Genomic DNA, 18,823 nt, shown 5'->3' with positions numbered 1-18,823 from the left:
ATCAGGAGCCGCCGAGGGTCTTGCCCTGTGCTGCCAAGTCCCGGCGGGCGAACTCCCTGGCCCAGGCGTCGGCGGCAAGGACGGTGTCGACCGTGTGCTCGGCTGCAGGTTCGTGGGCCTGCAGCGCCCGTTCGATTCCCTTGTCGATTCCGGTGAATGGGATCTCACCGTTGACGAAGGCTTCGACGAGGACCTCGTTGGCGGCGTTGAACACTGCGGGGAAGCTCTTCCGCTTCCGTCCTGCTTCAACGGCCAGACCCAGCGCTGGGAAGGCGATGTGGTTGACGGGTTCGAACGACCAGTGCATCGGCTGTCCCCAGTTGTTCGCCACCGCCCCGGATGCCAGCCGACGGGTCTGACCGTCTGCCTGTGTGCCCAGGGCGTAGGCGATGGGCAGGCGCATATCCGGTGGGGAGATCTGCGCGAGGGTGGAAGCGTCGTTGAACTCCACCATCGAATGGATCTGGGACTGTGGATGGACGACGACTTCGATGTGGTCGAAGTCGATGTCGAAGAGCAGATGGGCCTCGATGACTTCGAGGCCCTTGTTGACCAGGGTCGCCGAGTTGATGGTGATCATCGATCCCATCGACCAGGTGGGATGTTTGAGTGCCTGAGCCGGCGTGACACGACGCAGCGCATCACGAGTCATGCCGCGGAAGGGCCCACCAGAGGCTGTGATGACGAGCTTGCTCACCTCACCGTGTGTGCCCGAGCGCAGGGCCTGGGCGATCGCAGAGTGCTCACTGTCGACGGGGATCAGGGCGGCTCCGGTGCGGGCCGCGGCATCGAGGACGATCGAGCCGCCGATGATGAGCGACTCCTTGTTCGCCAGCGCGACATCGGTGCCGCGGTCGAGCGCTGCCAGGGTCGCACCGAGGCCGGCGGCTCCGGTCACCGCGTTGAGGACGATGTCGCACATGCGCCCAGCGACCACCTCGGCGGCGTCGGGGCCCACGTGGATCTCACGGACGGGATCACTGATCCCCCGTTCGCCGGCGGCCTGCTCCAGACGCTGCCGGATCTCACTCGGACCACCCTCAGGTGGGTGGGTGAGGCCGATGACGGGGACCGAGAAATCGAGGGCCTGGACGACCAGCGCATCGAGCTGGGTTCCAGCAGCGAGGCCGAATACTTCGAAATCCGCCGCATTCTCCGCCAGGACATCGAGGGCCTGGGTGCCGACCGAACCGGTCGAGCCGACTACAATGATTCTACGTTTGCTCACGCCTACCGATAATGCCAAAGTTCTCTGAGAAATGACTCGACATCGGTGTCAACGGCGACGTGAGATATGCAATGCGAATCAATGGCGAGAGAGGTTTTTATGAGTGCAACGCTGAGCCCCGACGACATTCTGGGATTGGATTCGGTCTTCGAGGAAGATGACCTCGAGTTCGCATCCATCGTGAAGAAATGGCTTGATGAGAACGTCCGCGACAAGATCGGCGACTACTTCCTCGACGCCACGATCCCTGCTCGGGAACTCGCGGAGGGACTCGGCGAGCTCGGGCTCCTCGGCATGCACCTCGACGGTTACGGCTGCGGCGGATCCACCGCCACCCAGTACGGTCTGGCCTGCCGTGAGCTCGAAGCCGTGGACTCGGGTCTGCGCTCGCTCGTGTCGGTCCAGGGATCACTGGCCATGTTCGCCATCCACCACTTCGGCTCCGAGGCGCAGAAGGAAGAATGGCTGCCGAAGATGGCGGCAGGCAAGGCCATCGGCTGCTTCGGTCTGACCGAACCGGATGTCGGCTCTGACCCGTCGGGTATGAAGACGACAGCGAAGAAGGACGGGTCCGATTGGATCCTCAACGGCGCGAAGATGTGGATCACGAACTCCCCCGTCTCCGATGTCATGGTCGTCTGGGCCAAGACTGAGGAGACCGACTCCAAGGGCAAGCCCGTTGTCCGAGGATTCGTCGTCCCCAGCGACACCGAGGGCGTCCAGACTCCCGAGATCCACCGCAAGATCTCCCTCCGTGCCTCGATCACCGGCGAGATCGTCCTCGACAACGTGCGCCTGCCCGAAGATGCCATGCTGCCTGAGGCCAAGGGTCTGAAGGGACCGTTGTCCTGCCTGTCCGAAGCCCGCTACGGAATCGTCTTCGGAGTCACCGGCGCAGCACGCGACGCCCTCCAGTCTGCGCTGGACTACACCGGCACCCGCGTTCAGTTCGACCGCCCGCTCTCCTCGTTCCAGATCAGCCAGCAGAAGCTCGCGAAGGCCTTCGGCCAGTACTCGCAGATCACACTGCTCGCCGCCCATCTGGGGAAGCTCAAGGACTCGGAGAACGGGGTGCGTCCCGAGCAGATCAGCCTGGGCAAGATGGTCAACGTCGACACAGCGATGAACGTGTGTCGGGACCTGCGCGCGCTGTTCGGCGGTTCGGGCATCACCAGCGAATACCCACCACTGCGCCACGCCGTCAACCTCGAGACCGTGCTCACCTACGAAGGCACCCACGAGGTCCATCAGCTCACACTCGGCCGCAGCCTGACCGGAATCAACGCCTTCGCGAACTGATCGACTCGCGTGCAGCGCCGGTCGACTCGCGTGCAGCGCCGGTCGACAAGCGTGCAGCGCGGGCGGCGCCTCCACGTCCTCGGTGCTCTCCGACCGCCGCATAGCAACCGCTTGCCAGAAGTGTGAACGTAGAGCACAAATGCTGTGCTCCCACACTTCTGGCAAGCGGTTGTCGTTGTTGTACGGGCGCGGCGGTCAGTCGACGTTGTGCCGGCGCGGCGGTCAGTCGACGGCGCGTTGCCGGCTGACCCTGGTCACCGCAGCTTCAGCACCGTGGTCTGCTCGTCATCACCAAGGACGATGCTGGCCGAGAATCCCGCGGTCGCAGCGAATTCGACGGCGGTGTGCTGCTGTTCGATCCCGCATTCGATCAGCACAACGCCGCCTGGAGACAACCACTGATGTGATTCTCCGATGAGGCGCCGGACCAGGTCCAGGCCGTCGGCTCCTCCGAACAGGGCCGCCGACGTCTCGTGGTCCCGTGCCTCCCTGGGCAGAAACATCGCCGCAGCGTCGGGAACGTAGGGCGGAACTGCTGAGATGACGTCGAAGCTGCCCGCCAGGTGCTGCGGCAGACCGTCCAAGCAGTTGAGCAGATGGTATTCGCCATGTGGCCCGATATTTCTCCGCGCACAGGCAAGGGTCGATTCGTCCCGATCGCCGATGTGGATCTCAGCTTCAGGAGACGCCCGCAACACTGAGGCGGCTACAGGCCCCACGCCGCAGAATGCTTCGAGGAAGCGTGCTCCGGCCCCCGCTTCTCTGACGGCACGCACCGATTGTTTCGCCAGCAGCGTGGTTCGCTGCCGGGGTACGAACACGTTTGGAGCTACGGCGAGCCGCTGACCTGCGAATTCGACCCAGCCGACGACCTGTTCGAGAGGTTCGCCCGCCACGCGCCGAGCCGTGAGTCCGGTCAGGGTGGCTTCGCGGTCTGCCGTGTCAGAAGAGGATTCCTGCGCGGCTTGAATCAGAATCCGGGCTTCGTCTTCGGCGAAGACGCACCCTGCGTGGCGCAGATGGGCGGCCACCGAGGCGGCGCTCAACTGCTCAGACTCTTCTGGACCAGTGGCCTCAGACCTCAGCGAGGATCTCCTGGGACAGCCATTCCAGGCTCGACTGCGCGTCGAGCAGCTTCTCGTCTATGACGATCAGCGGCCGGTCGGGTCTCAGCGCGGCCACTGCGGCTGGTTCGACTCGAGAGTCCCTCATCGCTTGGTCGATGTTCGCAGTCTCGCCTGCGACGGTGATGCCGACACCCTCGAACTGGGAACGGATGACCTTGACCGATGCCCGTCCCGATTCGATCGGAGGAGCGTCGATCGTGTGGACGATCACCGTGGTGATGCCTTCGGCTCCGGCCTGAGCGGAGGAAGACTTCGCTGACGACGTGTCCAGGGTTGACGCGGCGCCGGAGCGCACGTCGACGCTGGCTCCGATGCGGACGGCACCGAGGATGCTCAGTGCCCGAGAGATCGGTGGAACATCCTCGGCGATGACTACTCGTTCGCTCTCAGTGCCCACGACCCCCATGGCGCGGAGGATTCCGCCGAGTTTCGCGCTTCGGTCCAGCACCTCGGCGCGATCGAGTTCCACGGGCTTCGACAGCGCCTTGACCAGCCGCGGGTCGGTGACTTCGCGGCCATCGACCAGTGGTGACTCCGGGGTCGGTCCGGTCAGGACGATGTCATCGGCGCCGCCCATGACGATCGGGAAGTCGAGCAGCTCGAACACCGGGTTGAGTGTTCCGGCGAAGGTGTCTGTGGGTGCTTCGAAGTAGTGGAAGTCAGTCAACGGAGGCCATCACTTCGACGACGCGGTCGATGAAGGCATCCACCTGGTCCTCGTCGTAGGCCTTGGTGCCCTTGGCCGTCTTGAACAGGACACGGCGGACCTGGTCGACGCTCATCGCCACACCCTGCGTGAAGTAGGCGTTGACCTTCTCGCACATGTCATCAACCTGATCGATGTCGTAGCCGATGACTCCCGGGGCCGGATTGTCGAAGTGCTCACCGGGTTCGCGGACCAGGCGTCCCCGCAGGGACGAGGCAACACGGGTCAGTTCGGATACCCAGGCATCTTGGCCCGACTGTGCGATGAGGCGGTCGCGTGCCTGTTTGGCGAAGGCGTCTTCGAGGCGGTCGAGTGCGGCATCGACGACGGCGACGTGGTATCCCTTGCGCACCAGATCGAAGCCGACGGTGCGCACCGCTCGGGAGTCGAGGTCACCGGGCTGCGGGGTGGGGCGTTCGAAGGATTCGCGCGCACGTTTGAAGAAGCTGTCGACTTGTTTCGGGTCGTAGCCGTTCTTCCATCCGGACATTCGGGGGAAAGTCGTGTCCGCCATGTAGCCTCCAGAAGCGAATCGTGCGTGAGTGTCTTATCCACCATGGTAAATGGCGGACGCGGAAAATGCGTGTTCGCGACTTCTCAGTCAGCGGCAGCGAGCTGTCCGCAGGCCCCATCGATGTCCGAACCGCGCGTATCGCGGATCGTCGTGGGGATCCCCTGGTCGATGAGCCTGCGCACGAATTCGTCCGCCACCTCAGGCTCGGACGCGGTCCACACGGAGCCGGGCGTCGGGTTGAGCGGGATCGGATTGACGTGGACCCAGCCGCGACCACGGGCGTTGAGCTTCTTCGCCAGCAGCTCCGCACGCCAGGGGTGATCGTTCATGTCCTTGATGAGCGCGTATTCGATGCTCACCCGACGTCCTGTCACCTGGTAGTAGTTGTACGCGGCATCGATGGCTTCATCAGCCTTCCAGCGGGTGTTGACCGGGATCATCTCGTCGCGCAGTTCATCATCGGGTGCGTGGAGGCTGAGGGCGAAGGTGACCGGAATCTCCTCGGCCGCCAGCTTGTTGATGCCTGGGACCAGGCCGACCGTGGAGATGGTGATCCGACGGGCCGACATTCCCAGTCCCTGCGGACCAGGCTCGACGAATCGGCGCACCGCGTTCATCACCCGCTTGTAGTTGGCCAGGGGTTCGCCCATTCCCATGAACACGATATTGGAGACGCGTTCGGGTCCCGTCGCCGAGGCGGTGGCTTCCGATTCATCGACCGTGGCCTCGGATGTTTCACCCTGGTCTTCATCGGATTCGGCGCCGAGAGCGGTCTCACCTTCCGCGGGCATATCGCCCGAGGGTGCCGGTGCGAGCTCGCCCGCGGCGATGACCTGGTTGGCGCGGATGACCTGTTCGACGATCTCCGCGGCGGACATGTTGCGTGTCAAGCCCTGCTGTCCCGTCGCACAGAAGGGACAGTTCATTCCGCAGCCGCACTGGCTGGAGACACACAGTGTGACGCGATTGCGGTAGCGCATGAGCACCGATTCGACGAGCGCACCGTCGTAGAGGCGCCACAGGAATTTGATCGTGTCGCCATTCGCGGTCCGCAGGCGACGCACCTCGGTCAGAAGGTGGGGGAAGAATCGTTCCTGCAGGTCCGCACGCAGATCCTTGGGCAGGTCGGTCATGGACTCGACATCGGTCTGGTAGTGCGAGAAGTAGTGGGTCGAGATCTGCTTGGCGCGGAAGGCGGGCAGCCCCATCTCCTTGACCGCTTCGATGCGTTCGTCCATCGTCATATCAGCCAGATGCTGCTTCGGCTGACTGGCTCGCGGAGATTTGAAATTGAGCAGCGGACGACCCTCACGCGTCGGCGTCTTCGATGTCGTCCCGTCTGCGTGTTCGACGATGGGACGGGTCTGCCTGTTGCCTGCTTGAGAACTCACACGACTATTGTCTCATGAGAGCAAATCTCTTGGGGTGTGTGTGCCGCCACGCCTGTTGACGGCCGGGCCTGTTGACGGCCGGGCCGGTTGACGGCCGGGCCGCTGCGGATCAGAGGTAGCCGGGCAGGATCGAGAACATCACCAGAGCCACCGGGGCGGTGGGCAGGATCGAATCGAGTCGGTCCATGACGCCACCATGTCCAGGCAGCAGTGTTCCCATGTCTTTAAGGTCGAGATCGCGTTTGATCATCGATTCGCTGAAGTCGCCGAGGGTGGCGAAGGCCGGGATGACGGCACCGAAGACCAATCCGGTCCAGAACGGGGCGTCGAAGAGAGTCACAGCGAGGATGGTGGCGACCGCGGCGGCGAAGACCACCGAGCCGATGTAGCCTTCCCACGACTTCTTCGGGGAGATTCTCGGTGCAATCGGATGTTTACCCCAAAGGACGCCGAAGACGTAGCCGCCGGTGTCCGAGGCGACCACGCTGGCGAGGAACAGGATGACGTAGAGATTGCCGTCGGGTTGGGTCAGCAGGTACACGACGAAGCAGGCCATGAGACCGACATAGGTCAGTGCGAAGAGAGACAGCGAGACATCTTTGACCGCGTTCTTACGTCGCTCGACCATGGTGAAGAGCATGACGGCGCCGGCGCTGGCGGCGAAGGTCACCCACAGTGCTTCGCGGCCGCCGACGAAGGTCGCCACCACCATGCAGGCCGCCGACACCATGGTCGGTATCCGCGACACGAGTGATCCCGAACGAGACAGCGCGTTGGCCAATTCCCACATCGCGGCGACGATGGCGATGAGAATGATGAAGAGGAAGGAGATCGGGTAGACGATTAGCGAGGCCAGGACGACGCCGCCGATGAGCAGCCCGATACCGATCGCAGCGGGCAGATTTCGTCCGGCCCTGCCGTAGTCCTTCTGTGCCACCTCGGGGACGTCCTGCCCGGTCTCCGCAGCCGGGTTCGTCTCCAGATCTTCCGGCGAGTAGTCCTTACCGGAGTTGCGCAGTTCTCTGCGCTTCGGGTATGGGGTCTCAAAGCTTGATGCATGCGGAACCGGATCCGGCTCCCCAAGGGGAGCCGGATCGGATGCAGGACTGCCTGGCCCGGTCAACGAAATCATCAGACCTCGAGGAGCTCAGCTTCCTTCTGGTTCAGCAGCTTGTCGACGCTGTCGACCTTGCGCTTCGTCAGGTCGTCGAGTTCGGAGATTCCACGTGCGACGTCGTCCTCACCGGCGTCGCCGTCCTTTTTGATGCGTTCGAGGGTCTCTTTGGCGTGACGACGAATGTTGCGGATCGACACTTTGCCGTCTTCAGCCTTGCTCTTGACGATCTTCACGTATTCCTTGCGGCGCTCCTCGGTGAGTTCCGGGAGCACGACGCGGATGACGTTGCCGTCGTTGGCTGGGTTGGCGCCGATGTCCGAATTGCGCAGAGCGGTCTCAATGTCACCCAGCGCACCACGATCATAGGGAGTCACAAGGATCGTACGGGCTTCCGGGGTCTGGAACGAGGCCAGCTGCTGAAGAGGCGTCGGTGCACCGTAGTATTCGATCTCGATGGCAGCGAACAGTGCGGGATTGGCGCGGCCGGTGCGGATGGACGAGAAGTCCTCCTGCGTGAATTCCACGGCTTTGTCCATTTTCTCTCTGGCCTCGGCCAGCGTTTCTTCAATCACGACTCACTCTTTTCGTCGATGGGAGCTTTGGGTTCATTCTATGGGTCATAGCTGCCGAATGCCGCAACCGATTGGTCCAGGGAGAGTCCTGGACTTCGTCTGCGAAGATGTTTCGAGGCGCTGCGTGCCCGGGGATATGAACCACGTGGGTTATTTGACTACGGTGCCGATCTTGTCTCCGACGATCGCTTTGCGCAGATTGCCTTCACCTTCCATGCCGAAGACGTGCATCGGCAGTTTATTGTCCATGCACAGGGAGAAGGCGGTTGCGTCGACGACTTTGAGGCCCTTCTGCAGCGCCTCCTGATAGGTGATCTCGCGGATCTTCTCCGCTGTGGGGTCGATGTTCGGGTCGGCGGTGTAGACACCGTCAACTCCGTTTTTGGCGATGAGGACTTCGTCGGCGTGGATTTCCAGCGCACGCTGCGCGGCGACGGTATCGGTGGAGAAGTACGGCAGTCCGGCCCCTGCACCGAAGATGACAACCCTGTTCTTCTCCATGTGGCGCATGGCCCGGCGCGGAATGTAGGACTCGGCCACCTGGGACATCGGGATCGCAGTCTGCACCCGGGTGTCGACGCCCAGCTGTTCGAGGAAGTCCTGCAGCGCGAGGCAGTTCATCACTGTTCCGAGCATGCCCATGTAGTCGGCACGGGTACGATCCATTCCTCGCTGGGACAGCTCTGCTCCACGGAAGAAGTTTCCGCCGCCGACGACGATGCTGACTTCCACCTCGTCGACGGTGGGGGCTACTTCTTTGGCTACAGCGGCGACGACATCGGGATCGACTCCGATCTTTCCTCCGCCGAACACCTCGCCCGAGAGTTTGAGGAGCACACGGCGGCGATGGGTGCGGACGGGTCTGCTGGCGTAGCTGGATTCGTGAACCGGGGTGGATGTCATTTAGTCCTTCTTCCGTCTGGGCAGGTTGAAGCCCGGATGTGTCGTCGGTGTCAGTGTAGCGAAAACGGGGCCGGACCGAATGGTCCGACCCCGTCAGCCGCTTATGAGTTCACTCTCAAGCGGGACGACTGCCGTGCGCGTCGGTGAAGACGCACCCGGCGGTCAATGGTGCTTCAGGCTCCGACGCGGAAGCGCAGGAATCCGGTGGCTTTGACACCGGCAGCTTCGAGGACCTTGCTCACGGACTGCTTGGGATCCTTGGCGAATCCCTGGTCCAGCAGGCAGTTCTCCTTGAAGAAGCCATTCACGCGGCCTTCGATGATCTTGGGCACAGCCTGCTCAGGCTTGCCTTCGTTCTTCGCTATGTCCTCAGCGATGCGACGTTCGTTCTCCACGAGGTCAGCGGGGACCTCTTCACGGGAGAAGTACTTCGGGCTCATCGCTGCGATGTGCACTGCGACATCGTGTGCGACGGTTGCGTCGTCACCTTCGTACGCGAGCAGGACGCCCACCTGAGGGGGCAGGTCCTTGTTCGTGCGGTGCAGGTAGGACTCGACGCTTGCGCCTTCGAGACGCCCGACGCGACGAAGGGCAACCTTCTCGCCCAGAGTCGCACCGCTTTCGGTGATGAACTCCGAAACGGGCTTGCCGTCCTTCGTTGACTCGAGAACAGCTTCGGCCGAATCGGCGTCGCTGGACACGGCCAGGCCCAGAACTTCGTCAGCGAGTGCGACGAAGGGATCGGACTTCGCAACGAAGTCGGTCTCCGAGTTGAGCTCGATCATCGTTCCGACGCCACCCTCGACGTGCGTAGCCACGAGACCGTCGGAAGTGGACCGACCTTCACGCTTGGTGGCGCCCTTGAGGCCTTTCACACGGAGGACCTCGATGGCTTTCGCCTGATCGCCGTCTGCTTCGTCAAGAGCCTTCTTGACATCCATCATTCCGGCGCCGGTCTTCTCGCGCAATGCCTTGATATCAGCGGCAGTGTAGTTTGCCATTCTTTCTCCTAAAAGTTGGTGGAGTTAAAGGAAATCAGGACTCTGTCGACTCGGTGGAGTCTGCGGCAGCTTCTGCGGCGGGTGCTTCGGTCGCCTTGTCAGCGGCCTCGGCAGCAGCCTCGACTGGGGGCTCGTCGGTCGCCTCTTCAGCAGCATCAGCGGCGGCTTCTTCAGCGGCCGGCTTCTCGGCAGCGTCGGCAGCTGGAGCTGCAGCTTCCTCGGAAGCCGGAGCATTGCCCTCGAGCAGCTCGCGCTCCCACTCAGGCATCGGTTCGACAGCCGAGACGTTCTTCTCGCCGCCCTTGTCGTCCGAGGAGTGGCGGGCGATGAGGCCCTCTGCCACTGCGTCGGCGATCACGCGGGTCAGCAGGGACACCGAGCGGATGGCGTCATCGTTGCCCGGGATCGGGTAGTTGACGTCATCAGGGTCGCAGTTGGTGTCGAGGATCGCGATGACCGGGATGCCCAGTTTGCGCGCTTCGTCGACAGCGAGGTGTTCCTTCTTGGTGTCAACGATCCAGACAGCCGAGGGGGTCCGCTGCATGTCGCGGATACCGCCGAGGGTCTTCTCCAGCTTGTCCTTCTCACGACGGAGAATGAGCAGTTCCTTCTTGGTGTGCGAGGAACCTGCAACGTCGTCGAAGTCGATCTCTTCGAGTTCCTTCAGGCGGCGCAGGCGCAGCGAGATGGTCTGGAAGTTGGTGAGCATACCGCCGAGCCAGCGCTGGTTGACGTAGGGCTGTCCCACGCGCTTGGCCTGTTCGGCGATCGATTCCTGTGCCTGCTTCTTGGTGCCGACGAAGAGGATCGAGCCACCGTGGGTCACGGTTTCCTTGACGAACTCGAATGCAGTGTCGATGTATCCCAGCGACTTCTGCAGGTCGATGATGTAGATGCCGTTGCGCTCAGTGAAGATGAAACGCTTCATCTTCGGGTTCCAACGACGGGTCTGGTGTCCAAAGTGAACGCCGCTGTCGAGCAGCTGGCGGATGGTGACGACGGCCATGCCGACGCCCTCCTTTCTCTCGCGCCCGCAGGCGCTTTTACGTCAGTGTTCTCCGGGCGGCGTTGAGCCGTCGGCAACAGTGACCTTTTCGGTTGATTCCTGGTATTCGGTTCATCCGCCCCACAAATTCGCCCTCGCAGGCTATTTGCACCATGGGATGGAGAAGAAATCGAATACGCGTAGTCAGAAGACACGCTTCTGCTGAGGCCAGTCTATCCCCGATTCCCAAGCCATTTCCAATCGACCAGGCTCCTGCGAAATGGGCTGCATCACACTCTGGACGGTTTTTCGACTGCCCTGCGGAGGTGAGCTCCTTCGACTCGTGTGCGCTGATGTGTGGATATCGCTGTCCCACGTTGGTTCTTGGGCGCCGTATCTGCGACTGGCCCTTCGGGTTCAGAAGGTGCGCACCTGTCTGATCAGGCATTCTAACGCAGTCACTCGCGCGTCGTTTCCTGTGGATCCCCGCACCACTCGTGTTCGTATCGCCTGTGCACGTCAGCGGGCCGTCCACAGGCACTGCTCGCGCGCCTGACATCCGGATCCGACCGGGCTTCCATAGGTTCATGGACCTCTTCGCCGATTCTCGAAACACCGTCCGTTCCATCTGGACTCCATCTTCGCCGGTGTCTCGGCGGGTGCGTCTCATTGTGGCAGTGAGCCTGATGGTCTTTGCCTTCACCCTCACCGAGGTGGGGGCACCGTTCTCGACGGCATCCGCCGAACCTGCATTCAAAGCGCGGCCGACGTGGGTCTCGCCTGTCCCCGCAATGGAGATCGTCGAGGCCTTCGATCCACCGACAGAGTCATGGCTGAGGGGACACCGTGGCATCGATGTGCTCACGGTCAGCGGTGAACCGGTGCGTGCACCTGCCGGAGGGACCATTCGCTTCCGAGGCTCTGTGGCCAGCACCCCGACTATGAGCATCGAGACGGAATCCGGATACGTCATCTCCTTCCAGCCAGCCGAGTCGACGCTGGAGACGGGTGAAGCGTTCCCTGCCGGTGCCGAGATCGGAACAGTTGCCCAGGGCGGGCACTGCGAAGAATCGTGCCTGCATGTCGGCATCTGGAAGTCCGAGGAAGTGAAGAAGTACATCGACCCGGCAGTCTTCTTCGGGCAGGAGCAGTCGATCCTCTTGCCTCTGTCTCGCAAGCCCGCACATGAACACACCGGCGACTCCACGAGATCAGGGGCAGGTGCCTGGGGCGGGCATCGCAATGGCCGAATTCCCGCCGCGGCAATGTGCCCGGTGAAGTCGGCACCCGGACAGATGCTGCGCTGCGATGCCCAAGCGGCGTTCGACCGAATGTCCCACGCCTACGAAGCCAGATTCTCGACTCCAATCTCCGTGACTGATGCCTACCGTGACTATGACACCCAGGTCATCCTGAAAAGACGCAAGGGTCGGATGGCAGCGAGGCCCGGAACCTCGAACCACGGTTGGGCGCTGGCGGTCGACCTCGGCGGCGGAATCAACTCGTTTGGCAGCGCCGAGCACCAGTGGATGCGCGCAAACGCACCGAAGTTCGGTTGGATCCATCCAGGCTGGGCCCGCCAGTCTGGTTCTCTGCCTGAGCCGTGGCACTGGGAATTCCGAAGGTGATGACACTGCTGGTCCCATGAACAACCCGACCAGAAGGCGGAGCCAAGACGACTCTCGGCGAAGTGAGTTCAGGCCCGGGGGTGTGCCTGCCGATAGGTCTCCTGCAATCGTTGCATCGAGACGTGGGTGTAGATCTGTGTGCTGCTCATAGTCGAGTGCCCCAGAAGCTCCTGGATCTGCCGCAGGTCCGCTCCCCCGTCGAGCATGTGTGTAGCCGCCGAGTGCCGGAGTCCGTGCGGGCCGATATCAGGTGCGCTGGGGTCATCGGACCCGTACCGATGAACGAGTTCCCTCACCTGCCTGGCTCCGATGCGACCGCCTCTGACACCGAGGAAGAGCGCATCGCCGCTGCTATTTGAGACGAACGTCTCCCGCAGGTTCAGCCACTGCTGCAACGCCGACCGCGCGGGTGTTCCGAAGGGGACGCGTCGTTCCTTGTTGCCCTTGCCCAGCACAGTGATCATCGAACGCTGATGGTCAACGTCGCTGCGGTTCAGCCCGGTCAGCTCCGATACGCGCACTGCCGTGGCATAGAGCATCTCCAGGATGGCTGAGTCCCTGGCCCGTTTGGCTGCTTCGATGGGATCGCTGCGCTCAGCCTCGGTGGGAGCAGTGCGCTCTCGGGACACGAGATCGGCGGCCTGTTGGGGTTTGAGCACGGTGGGAAGACGAGAGTCCTTCTTGGGAGTCCGCAGCCGTGCCGCCGGATTGTTCGTCAGCCCCTGGTGGTTCACGCAGTAGGCGAAGAAGGACTTCACAGCTGCGATCTTCCGGGCCACGGTCGACTTCGCCGCTCCGGCGTCGTCGAGGGCGATGAGCCACGAACGCAGATCGTTGAGATCGATGTCATCCACCACTGGCTCAGCGGTGCGGGACCGGGTGCGGGCAGCTGGAGAGTGGGCCGCATGGGCAAAGAAGTCTGTGACATCGGAGATGTAGGCCCGCGATGTGTGGGCGGAGACGTCACGCGATCTCAAGTGGTCGGCATAGCCGGACACCACCTCGGCGATGGTTCTCGGAAGGGTCACAACCCCAGGTTACGCGATCGTCTGAGCCTCGCGATGGATCTTGAGCGAAGACTCACACCTGTCTGCGCATCTTGACCCACCCGGATTCGCGGCGGACGCTCATTCCGGCAAGTTCGAGGACGGCGAGCGCGGAGAGAGTGTTCGGCACCGTCAGTCCGGCCCGTGCTGCCACGGTTCCGACAGCCAATGCCTTGGTCGCTGAGAGCACATTGAGGCAGATCTTCTCTCGTTCGGCCAGGTCATCGGTCGGATCGGGTGATGAGCGGTTCGGGTCTTCGGAGGGCAGGCGGGGGTCTTCGGAGGGGAGGCTCCCATCGTTGAACAGCGCCGGTTCCACACCACCGGTGAGCGCGATGACGTCCTCGCAGCTGGTCACCAGCTGCGCTTCATGGTGTCGGATGAGTCTGTGGGTTCCCGTCGACGAAGCCGAATACACGGATCCGGGGAAGGCCGCGACTTCACGCGAAAGCTCGAGAGCGTGTCGGGCGGTGTTGAGGGCTCCGCTGCGCCAGCCGGCTTCGACGATGACAGTGACCTGGGATGAGGCGGCGATCAGGCGGTTGCGAAGCAGGAAGCGGTGCCGCATAGGCGTCATCCCGGGAGCGGTTTCGGACACGATCGCACCACACTCGAGCACTTGGTGGAACAGCTCGGTGTTCGCAGCCGGATAGAAACGGTCGACTCCCCCAGCCATGAACGCGATCGTGGTGCCTTCACGGGCGATGGCTGCCCGGTGGGCTGCCGCATCGATCCCGAAGGCTCCACCGGAGACGATGGTCAGCCCCCTCGCGGCCAGGTCCCAGGCAAGATCGGAGGCACATTTGGTGCCGTAGTTGCTGGCCGCTCGCGCTCCGACGATGGCGACCGCCCGCTGCAGTGCTGCGTTCAGCGCCACGGTGCCTCGGATCCACAGTCCCAGTGGTGCCGCTGTTCCGAGGTCTCTCAGGGCAGTCGGCCATTCGTCGTCGCTGGGGATGACGAGTCGCCCGCCCAGTCTGTGCACTGCTTCGAGGTCACGGTGTCCTTGTGCATCCGCACCACGCACGGCCCACCGGTCGAATGCCTCTCCAAGCTGCCCACTGCCGGCGACCGCAGTCACGATCGACGACAGGCTGTCGGCGGCCTCGGCTGCTGATGACGTTCCTGCTGCCACTGCCCGGATCAGTTCGAGCACTGCAATAGGACCAATCTCGTCAACGAGACCCGTGAGCAGCCCGTCCCCGGGTTCTCCGATCCTCAGCAGGGCAGCCACAGCCGCCCGAATGTCTCCACTGCCGACGTCGTTCATGAGTCCTGTGTCCTCAGCGCCAGCGCCGTCGTGATCTTGTCGGGAGTGGGCGCGGCTGCCCCCTCAAGGTCAGCCAGGGTCGTTGCCACCCTCAGCACTCGGTCGTATCCGCGCATGGTGATCCTTCCGGTGTCGAGCGCGCGGTCCAGGTCGCGCAGACTGTTCGGACTCAGGGAGAAGTGCTCACGCAGCCAGGCCCCGGGTGCGTTGGAGTTCAGCGTCCACTCACAGTCGACGTATCGCTCGGCCTGCCGCTGTCGGGCGCGTCTGACCCGCTCGGCGACGGGTGCACTGTCCTCCTGTACCCCGCCGAGGCGGATGTCGGCAGGTGAGACGGGGAACAGTTCGAGTTGCAGGTCGACTCGGTCCAGCAAGGGTCCGGAGAGTCTGTTGCGGTAGCGACGTTTGTCCATCGGCGTGCATCGGCAGGTGGATTCGGCTCCGCGCATTCCAGCTCCGCAGGGGCATGGGTTCGCCGCCATCACCAGTTGGAACGATGCCGGAAGAACCATCGAGCCCCAGGCCCGGTGGATGTGGACCTGTCGAGCCTCCATCGGCTGTCGCAGTGCTTCGAGAACATCCCGCGAGAACTCGGGCGCTTCGTCCATGAACAAGACGCCACGATGAGCTCTGCTGAGAATTCCTATCGACCCCGGCCTGCGCCCGCCGATGAGCGCCGAGGCGGTGCTGCGGTGGTGGGGCGCCTCGAACGGGGGCCGATGGTCAAGCCCGTCCCCGCTGTTCAGCTCTCCCCGCAGTGAGCGCACCGCCGCTACCTCGACGGCTTGCGGGTCGTCCAATGGTGGAAGTATTCCCGGCAGGCACTGTGCCAGCAGCGTCTTCCCGGCCCCCGGTGTGCCTCGCATCAGCAGATTGTGTCCACCAGCTGCCGCGACTTCGAGTCCGAATCGCGCCTCGGCCTGCCCTTGGACTTCGGCGAGGTCGTGGCGTTCGGAAATTTCCAGGTTGGCAGTGTCGGAGTCGAAGACCGGTGGCAGCATCGGGACGCTGAGTGCTCCACCATAGATGTTGATCAGTTCGGCCAACGAGTTGATGGTTGTGACCCTGGCCCCACCCAACAGTGATGCTTCCCGGCTGTTGCCCACAGGCACGACGAATCTTTCGAAGCCGGCTTGGAGACCGCTGTGCAGGCTCGGCAGCACACCGTTGACGGGGCGGATGCGCCCGTCGAGGCCGAGTTCGCCGCAGTGGATGATCGATTCTGTGTCCGTTTCGGTGATGATGCCTTGAGCTTTGAGCACGGCTACGGCGATTCCCAGGTCGAAACCCGTACCGATCTTCGGCACGGTTCCAGGAGTGAGGTTGATCGTCAGATGCTGAGTGGCAACGGGGATCCCCAGATACGCGAGTGCGGCGCGAAGTCGTTTCCGGGATTCGCTCACGGAGGCATCGGGCAGACCGACGATGTCGATACCCGGCAGGCCAGCGCTGACGCAGGCTTCGATGGACACGATCTTGCCTGTCAGGCCCCAGAGTGCGACGGCGGAGGAGCGTCCGATCACGTTGAGCTTCGCTTCTTCGCTCACGAGTCGACCTGCAGGTTGCAGCGATGAGAGTAGTCGGGTTCGGGTTCCATGACGATGCCGAGGGCATCGACGCGGATGGCGGCGAAGAAGTCACTCTGCCCACGCAGCCAGATTCCCGACAGCATTCTGATCCGCTTCAGTTTCGCTCTGGTCACGGCCTCGAGCGGAGACCCCAACGCCAGGGTTCTGCGGGTCTTCACCTCGACAAAGACGATGGTGTCACCGTCTCGAGCGATGATGTCGATCTCTCCCCGTGGGCATCTGAAGTTGCGTTCGATGATGACCATTCCCTGCCGTTGCAGGAAACCTGCAGCCAGGTCCTCCCCTGTCTGCCCCAGAGAGCGCTGACGCATTCCCTGTGTCATTGTGCTCCGTTTGCCAGATGTTGGTCCCATGACAGACAGACCACCACCGGCACTGCAGACACGACAAGAGCAGACGACCGGCCTGTGGACGGCGCTTCCTCGTCCACAGGCCGATCACGCGCGGGTCGGGGTCCGGTCCACAGGTAAGGAGTGGGTGAGTGGTTATCGTGAACCAGAAACTCTCGCTGTGCACCCGCTGATCGCAGTCAACCCCTGCTCACGGTCAACCCCGGCTTGCTGTCAACCTCTGCCCGGCTGACAGCCCCTGATCTGCGAACGGCTCCTGATCTGCTCTCAGCCCCTGATTGATGTCGGCGGTTCCAGATCGCTCTTGGCGATCTCCTCGATGTTGACGTCTTTGAAGGTCAGCACGTGCACCGTCTTGATGAAACGCGCCGATCGGTAACTGTCCCACACCCAGGCGTCGCGCAGCGTCAGTTCGAAATAGACGTCTCCGGCGTCGTTGTGGGCCTTGAGATCAACGTGGTTGGCCAAGTAGAAACGTCGTTCAGTCTCCACCACGTAGGCGAAGAGTCCCACGACATCGCGATACTCCTTGTAGAGCTGCAGCTCCAGTTGAGCTTCGTAATCGTCCAGATCATCAGTGCTCATGACGATCCCTCCTTCGCATCGTGCGTCGTTTGCAGGCGGAAGCTTCTCCGGTGGTGAATGCTGGGGCCGAAGTCGGCGATGCCCCGACGGTGTCTGATGGTTCCGTACCCGACATTCGACTCCCAACCATACTGGGGGTGCGCCTTCGCGAGTACGATCATCGCCTCGTCACGGTGCACTTTTGCCACAATACTTGCCGCGGCGATGACCGGAACACTGCCGTCACCTTTGATCACGGTCCGCACCTGGGGCAGATCCAGGTCCGCTGCGGGCCCAAATATCCCCAGGCAGTCGAGCGTGAGTGGTGCAGAAAGCCAATCATGTTTGCCGTCGAGGAGCACCATCGTCGAAGGCGGAAAGACCGCCGAGCCGACGAGAGCCATCAGCAGGTCAGACAGTGCCCGACGGCCGGCCAGGTTCAGAGCCATGGTCATCCCGAGTTCGTCGAGTTCACTCGGCGTCGTCGACCCCACTGCTGTGGCGCGCGCCCATCGATTGACACGATCGGTCGCGGTTTGCCGGGACAGCGCACTCAGCTGCTTCGAATCATGAATGCCCTCGGGCACCTCGGCGGCGGTGAGGACTCTGAGGTCGAAGAGCGCTGCGCCCACGCTGACCGGTCCTGCCAGTGCCCCACGGCCGACCTCGTCGATGCCGATGACGAATTCGTAGCCTTCTGCAAGCAGGGCGCGTTCCAGGCTGAGGTCGTGCAATCCAATCTGTGCCATCAGCTGCCGGTGATTCCCTCGGGATTGGGGACGTCGGCGAAGACCGCCTTCGGGGTGGACATCCAGCTGAAGTGTTTGAAGGGCCAGTTGATGAGGAAGACCGTGCCCACCACGTTGTCTTCGGACACATAGGGCTGTGTGTCGACGTGGTACCTGGAGTCTGCGGAGTTGCCGCGGTTGTCCCCCATCACCCAGTAGTGGCCCTCTGGGACGGTGACATCGAATTCCATCTCTGAGGGAGCAGTGCCATCGTCGAGGTATGTCTCATCGATGGGTTCACCGTTGACGAGGATGCGTCCCTGCGCGTCGCAGCATTCGACGGTGTCGCCGCCGACGCCGATGACACGTTTGATCAACTGATTGCCCCCATCAGCGGGAGCCAGTCCAACGAATTCGAGGAGAGGGTTGGGCTCATATTCCGAGACCTCTTCAGGGCTCAGCCAATGGTCGGGGTCGTCGAAGACGATGATGTCCCCGCGATTGGCTGGTCCGAACCGGGGCGCAAGCTGGTTGACAAGGACCCTGTCATCAATCTGCAGGGTCTCCATCATCGATCCCGAAGGGATGTAGAACGAGCGGACGACCCAGGTCTTGAGTGCGGTGGAGATGAGAATGGCGACGAGAATGATCGCTGCGGTCTCGAGCAGGCCGCGGAGGAACCTCTTCGAGGCTGAAGGCGGGGAAGCTTCTGATTCGGTTGACATTCGTTCGCTTTCGCATCGGGCCACAGGTTCCGCGGAGGGGCTGGAATGAGCGTACCAGCACCCCGTCGCGGCGCCTTTCA

Annotated in this window: 19 protein-coding genes; 2 read left to right on the top strand and 17 right to left on the bottom strand. The window is 62.8% G+C overall.

The features are described from left to right. Position 1: 1 nt before the first annotated feature. Positions 2 to 1,228 (bottom strand): 1-deoxy-D-xylulose-5-phosphate reductoisomerase, encoded by a 1,227-nt coding sequence (gene dxr / locus BANT918_RS07820; RefSeq protein ID WP_101619715.1) that lies wholly within the window; start codon positions 1,226 to 1,228, stop codon positions 2 to 4. Between the two features lie 99 nt (positions 1,229 to 1,327). Between dxr and BANT918_RS07815 the strand changes: the two genes are divergently transcribed. After that, positions 1,328 to 2,527, top strand: coding sequence for an acyl-CoA dehydrogenase family protein (locus BANT918_RS07815; protein ID WP_101619714.1), 1,200 nt, complete (start codon positions 1,328 to 1,330; stop codon positions 2,525 to 2,527). Between the two features lie 254 nt (positions 2,528 to 2,781). Here the strand turns inward: BANT918_RS07815 and BANT918_RS07810 are convergent, their stop codons facing one another. From BANT918_RS07810 to rpsB, 9 genes are all read right to left on the bottom strand, one after another. After that, positions 2,782 to 3,573, bottom strand: coding sequence for a methyltransferase (locus BANT918_RS07810; protein ID WP_101619713.1), 792 nt, complete (start codon positions 3,571 to 3,573; stop codon positions 2,782 to 2,784). Positions 3,574 to 3,601: 28 nt separating this feature from the next. Next, positions 3,602 to 4,321, bottom strand: coding sequence for a hypothetical protein (locus tag BANT918_RS07805; protein WP_101619712.1), 720 nt, complete (start codon positions 4,319 to 4,321; stop codon positions 3,602 to 3,604). Then, complete coding sequence (locus tag BANT918_RS07800) at positions 4,314 to 4,874, bottom strand: DivIVA domain-containing protein (RefSeq protein ID WP_101619711.1); 561 nt, start codon at positions 4,872 to 4,874, stop codon at positions 4,314 to 4,316. Before BANT918_RS07800 ends, BANT918_RS07805 begins: the two co-directional genes overlap by 8 nt. 83 nt (positions 4,875 to 4,957) lie before the next feature. Next, positions 4,958 to 6,229 carry a 23S rRNA (adenine(2503)-C(2))-methyltransferase RlmN gene (gene rlmN, locus BANT918_RS07795; protein WP_101619800.1) on the bottom strand — a complete coding sequence of 424 codons (1,272 nt, stop codon included), beginning with the start codon at positions 6,227 to 6,229 and terminating at the stop codon, positions 4,958 to 4,960. A 145-nt stretch (positions 6,230 to 6,374) separates the two neighbouring features. Beyond that, positions 6,375 to 7,397, bottom strand: coding sequence for a phosphatidate cytidylyltransferase (locus BANT918_RS07790; RefSeq protein WP_101619710.1), 1,023 nt, complete (start codon positions 7,395 to 7,397; stop codon positions 6,375 to 6,377). After that, positions 7,397 to 7,954, bottom strand: a complete 558-nt coding sequence (frr, locus tag BANT918_RS07785; RefSeq protein ID WP_101619709.1) for a ribosome recycling factor — start codon at positions 7,952 to 7,954, stop codon at positions 7,397 to 7,399. The genes BANT918_RS07790 and frr overlap by 1 nt, the downstream gene beginning before the upstream one ends. A gap of 150 nt (positions 7,955 to 8,104) precedes the next feature. Beyond that, positions 8,105 to 8,857: a UMP kinase gene (gene pyrH, locus BANT918_RS07780; RefSeq protein WP_101619708.1), complete on the bottom strand. Its 753-nt coding sequence runs from the start codon at positions 8,855 to 8,857 to the stop codon at positions 8,105 to 8,107. A 173-nt stretch (positions 8,858 to 9,030) separates the two neighbouring features. After that, entirely contained in the window at positions 9,031 to 9,858 is an 828-nt protein-coding gene (gene tsf, locus BANT918_RS07775; RefSeq protein ID WP_101619707.1) for a translation elongation factor Ts, read from the bottom strand. Positions 9,859 to 9,892: 34 nt separating this feature from the next. Beyond that, positions 9,893 to 10,864 carry a 30S ribosomal protein S2 gene (gene rpsB / locus BANT918_RS07770; protein WP_101619706.1) on the bottom strand — a complete coding sequence of 324 codons (972 nt, stop codon included), beginning with the start codon at positions 10,862 to 10,864 and terminating at the stop codon, positions 9,893 to 9,895. 665 nt (positions 10,865 to 11,529) lie between these two features. Between rpsB and BANT918_RS07765 the strand changes: the two genes are divergently transcribed. Continuing rightward, the gene (locus BANT918_RS07765) at positions 11,530 to 12,471 is read left to right on the top strand and encodes a D-alanyl-D-alanine carboxypeptidase family protein (RefSeq protein ID WP_233430402.1); all 942 of its coding nucleotides are present in this window, start codon (positions 11,530 to 11,532) and stop codon (positions 12,469 to 12,471) included. A 68-nt stretch (positions 12,472 to 12,539) separates the two neighbouring features. On the opposite strand, the gene BANT918_RS07760 is transcribed toward BANT918_RS07765, so the two are convergent. From BANT918_RS07760 to lepB, 7 genes are all read right to left on the bottom strand, one after another. Next, the gene (locus BANT918_RS07760; RefSeq protein WP_101619704.1) at positions 12,540 to 13,499 is read right to left on the bottom strand and encodes a tyrosine recombinase XerC; all 960 of its coding nucleotides are present in this window, start codon (positions 13,497 to 13,499) and stop codon (positions 12,540 to 12,542) included. A gap of 52 nt (positions 13,500 to 13,551) precedes the next feature. Continuing rightward, complete coding sequence (gene dprA / locus BANT918_RS07755) at positions 13,552 to 14,787, bottom strand: DNA-processing protein DprA (RefSeq protein ID WP_101619703.1); 1,236 nt, start codon at positions 14,785 to 14,787, stop codon at positions 13,552 to 13,554. Beyond that, a complete protein-coding gene (locus tag BANT918_RS07750; RefSeq protein ID WP_101619702.1) occupies positions 14,784 to 16,334 on the bottom strand; it encodes a YifB family Mg chelatase-like AAA ATPase in 1,551 nt (516 codons plus the stop codon). The genes dprA and BANT918_RS07750 overlap by 4 nt, the downstream gene beginning before the upstream one ends. After that, positions 16,331 to 16,699, bottom strand: a complete 369-nt coding sequence (locus tag BANT918_RS07745; RefSeq protein WP_233429251.1) for a YraN family protein — start codon at positions 16,697 to 16,699, stop codon at positions 16,331 to 16,333. The genes BANT918_RS07750 and BANT918_RS07745 overlap by 4 nt, the downstream gene beginning before the upstream one ends. A 294-nt stretch (positions 16,700 to 16,993) precedes the next feature. Next, positions 16,994 to 17,311: a DUF2469 domain-containing protein gene (locus tag BANT918_RS07740; RefSeq protein WP_092107263.1), complete on the bottom strand. Its 318-nt coding sequence runs from the start codon at positions 17,309 to 17,311 to the stop codon at positions 16,994 to 16,996. After that, on the bottom strand, positions 17,308 to 18,039 hold the full coding sequence (locus BANT918_RS07735) for a ribonuclease HII (RefSeq protein WP_101619700.1): 732 nt from the start codon (positions 18,037 to 18,039) through the stop codon (positions 17,308 to 17,310). Before BANT918_RS07735 ends, BANT918_RS07740 begins: the two co-directional genes overlap by 4 nt. Further along, positions 18,039 to 18,743 (bottom strand): signal peptidase I, encoded by a 705-nt coding sequence (lepB, locus tag BANT918_RS07730; RefSeq protein ID WP_101619699.1) that lies wholly within the window; start codon positions 18,741 to 18,743, stop codon positions 18,039 to 18,041. The genes BANT918_RS07735 and lepB overlap by 1 nt, the downstream gene beginning before the upstream one ends. Positions 18,744 to 18,823: the final 80 nt, after the last annotated feature.

Origin of the sequence: Brevibacterium antiquum CNRZ 918, from assembly GCF_900169145.1 — a bacterium.
Lineage (GTDB): Bacteria > Actinomycetota > Actinomycetes > Actinomycetales > Brevibacteriaceae > Brevibacterium > Brevibacterium koreense.
This window is presented reverse-complemented; position numbering and strand designations above follow the sequence as displayed.

Excerpts from the sequence above, each read along its gene's own strand:
- BANT918_RS07815 (WP_101619714.1), top strand. The coding sequence starts at position 1,328 with ATGAGTGCAACGCTGAGCCCCGACGACATTCTGGGATTGGATTCGGTC.
- BANT918_RS07800 (WP_101619711.1), bottom strand. The coding sequence starts at position 4,874 with ATGGCGGACACGACTTTCCCCCGAATGTCCGGATGGAAGAACGGCTAC.
- BANT918_RS07790 (WP_101619710.1), bottom strand. The coding sequence starts at position 7,397 with ATGATTTCGTTGACCGGGCCAGGCAGTCCTGCATCCGATCCGGCTCCC.
- pyrH (WP_101619708.1), bottom strand. The coding sequence starts at position 8,857 with ATGACATCCACCCCGGTTCACGAATCCAGCTACGCCAGCAGACCCGTC.
- tsf (WP_101619707.1), bottom strand. The coding sequence starts at position 9,858 with ATGGCAAACTACACTGCCGCTGATATCAAGGCATTGCGCGAGAAGACC.
- rpsB (WP_101619706.1), bottom strand. The coding sequence starts at position 10,864 with ATGGCCGTCGTCACCATCCGCCAGCTGCTCGACAGCGGCGTTCACTTT.
- BANT918_RS07765 (WP_233430402.1), top strand. The coding sequence starts at position 11,530 with ATGGTCTTTGCCTTCACCCTCACCGAGGTGGGGGCACCGTTCTCGACG.
- dprA (WP_101619703.1), bottom strand. The coding sequence starts at position 14,787 with ATGAACGACGTCGGCAGTGGAGACATTCGGGCGGCTGTGGCTGCCCTG.
- BANT918_RS07745 (WP_233429251.1), bottom strand. The coding sequence starts at position 16,699 with ATGACACAGGGAATGCGTCAGCGCTCTCTGGGGCAGACAGGGGAGGAC.
- BANT918_RS07740 (WP_092107263.1), bottom strand. The coding sequence starts at position 17,311 with ATGAGCACTGATGATCTGGACGATTACGAAGCTCAACTGGAGCTGCAG.
- BANT918_RS07735 (WP_101619700.1), bottom strand. The coding sequence starts at position 18,039 with ATGGCACAGATTGGATTGCACGACCTCAGCCTGGAACGCGCCCTGCTT.
- lepB (WP_101619699.1), bottom strand. The coding sequence starts at position 18,743 with ATGTCAACCGAATCAGAAGCTTCCCCGCCTTCAGCCTCGAAGAGGTTC.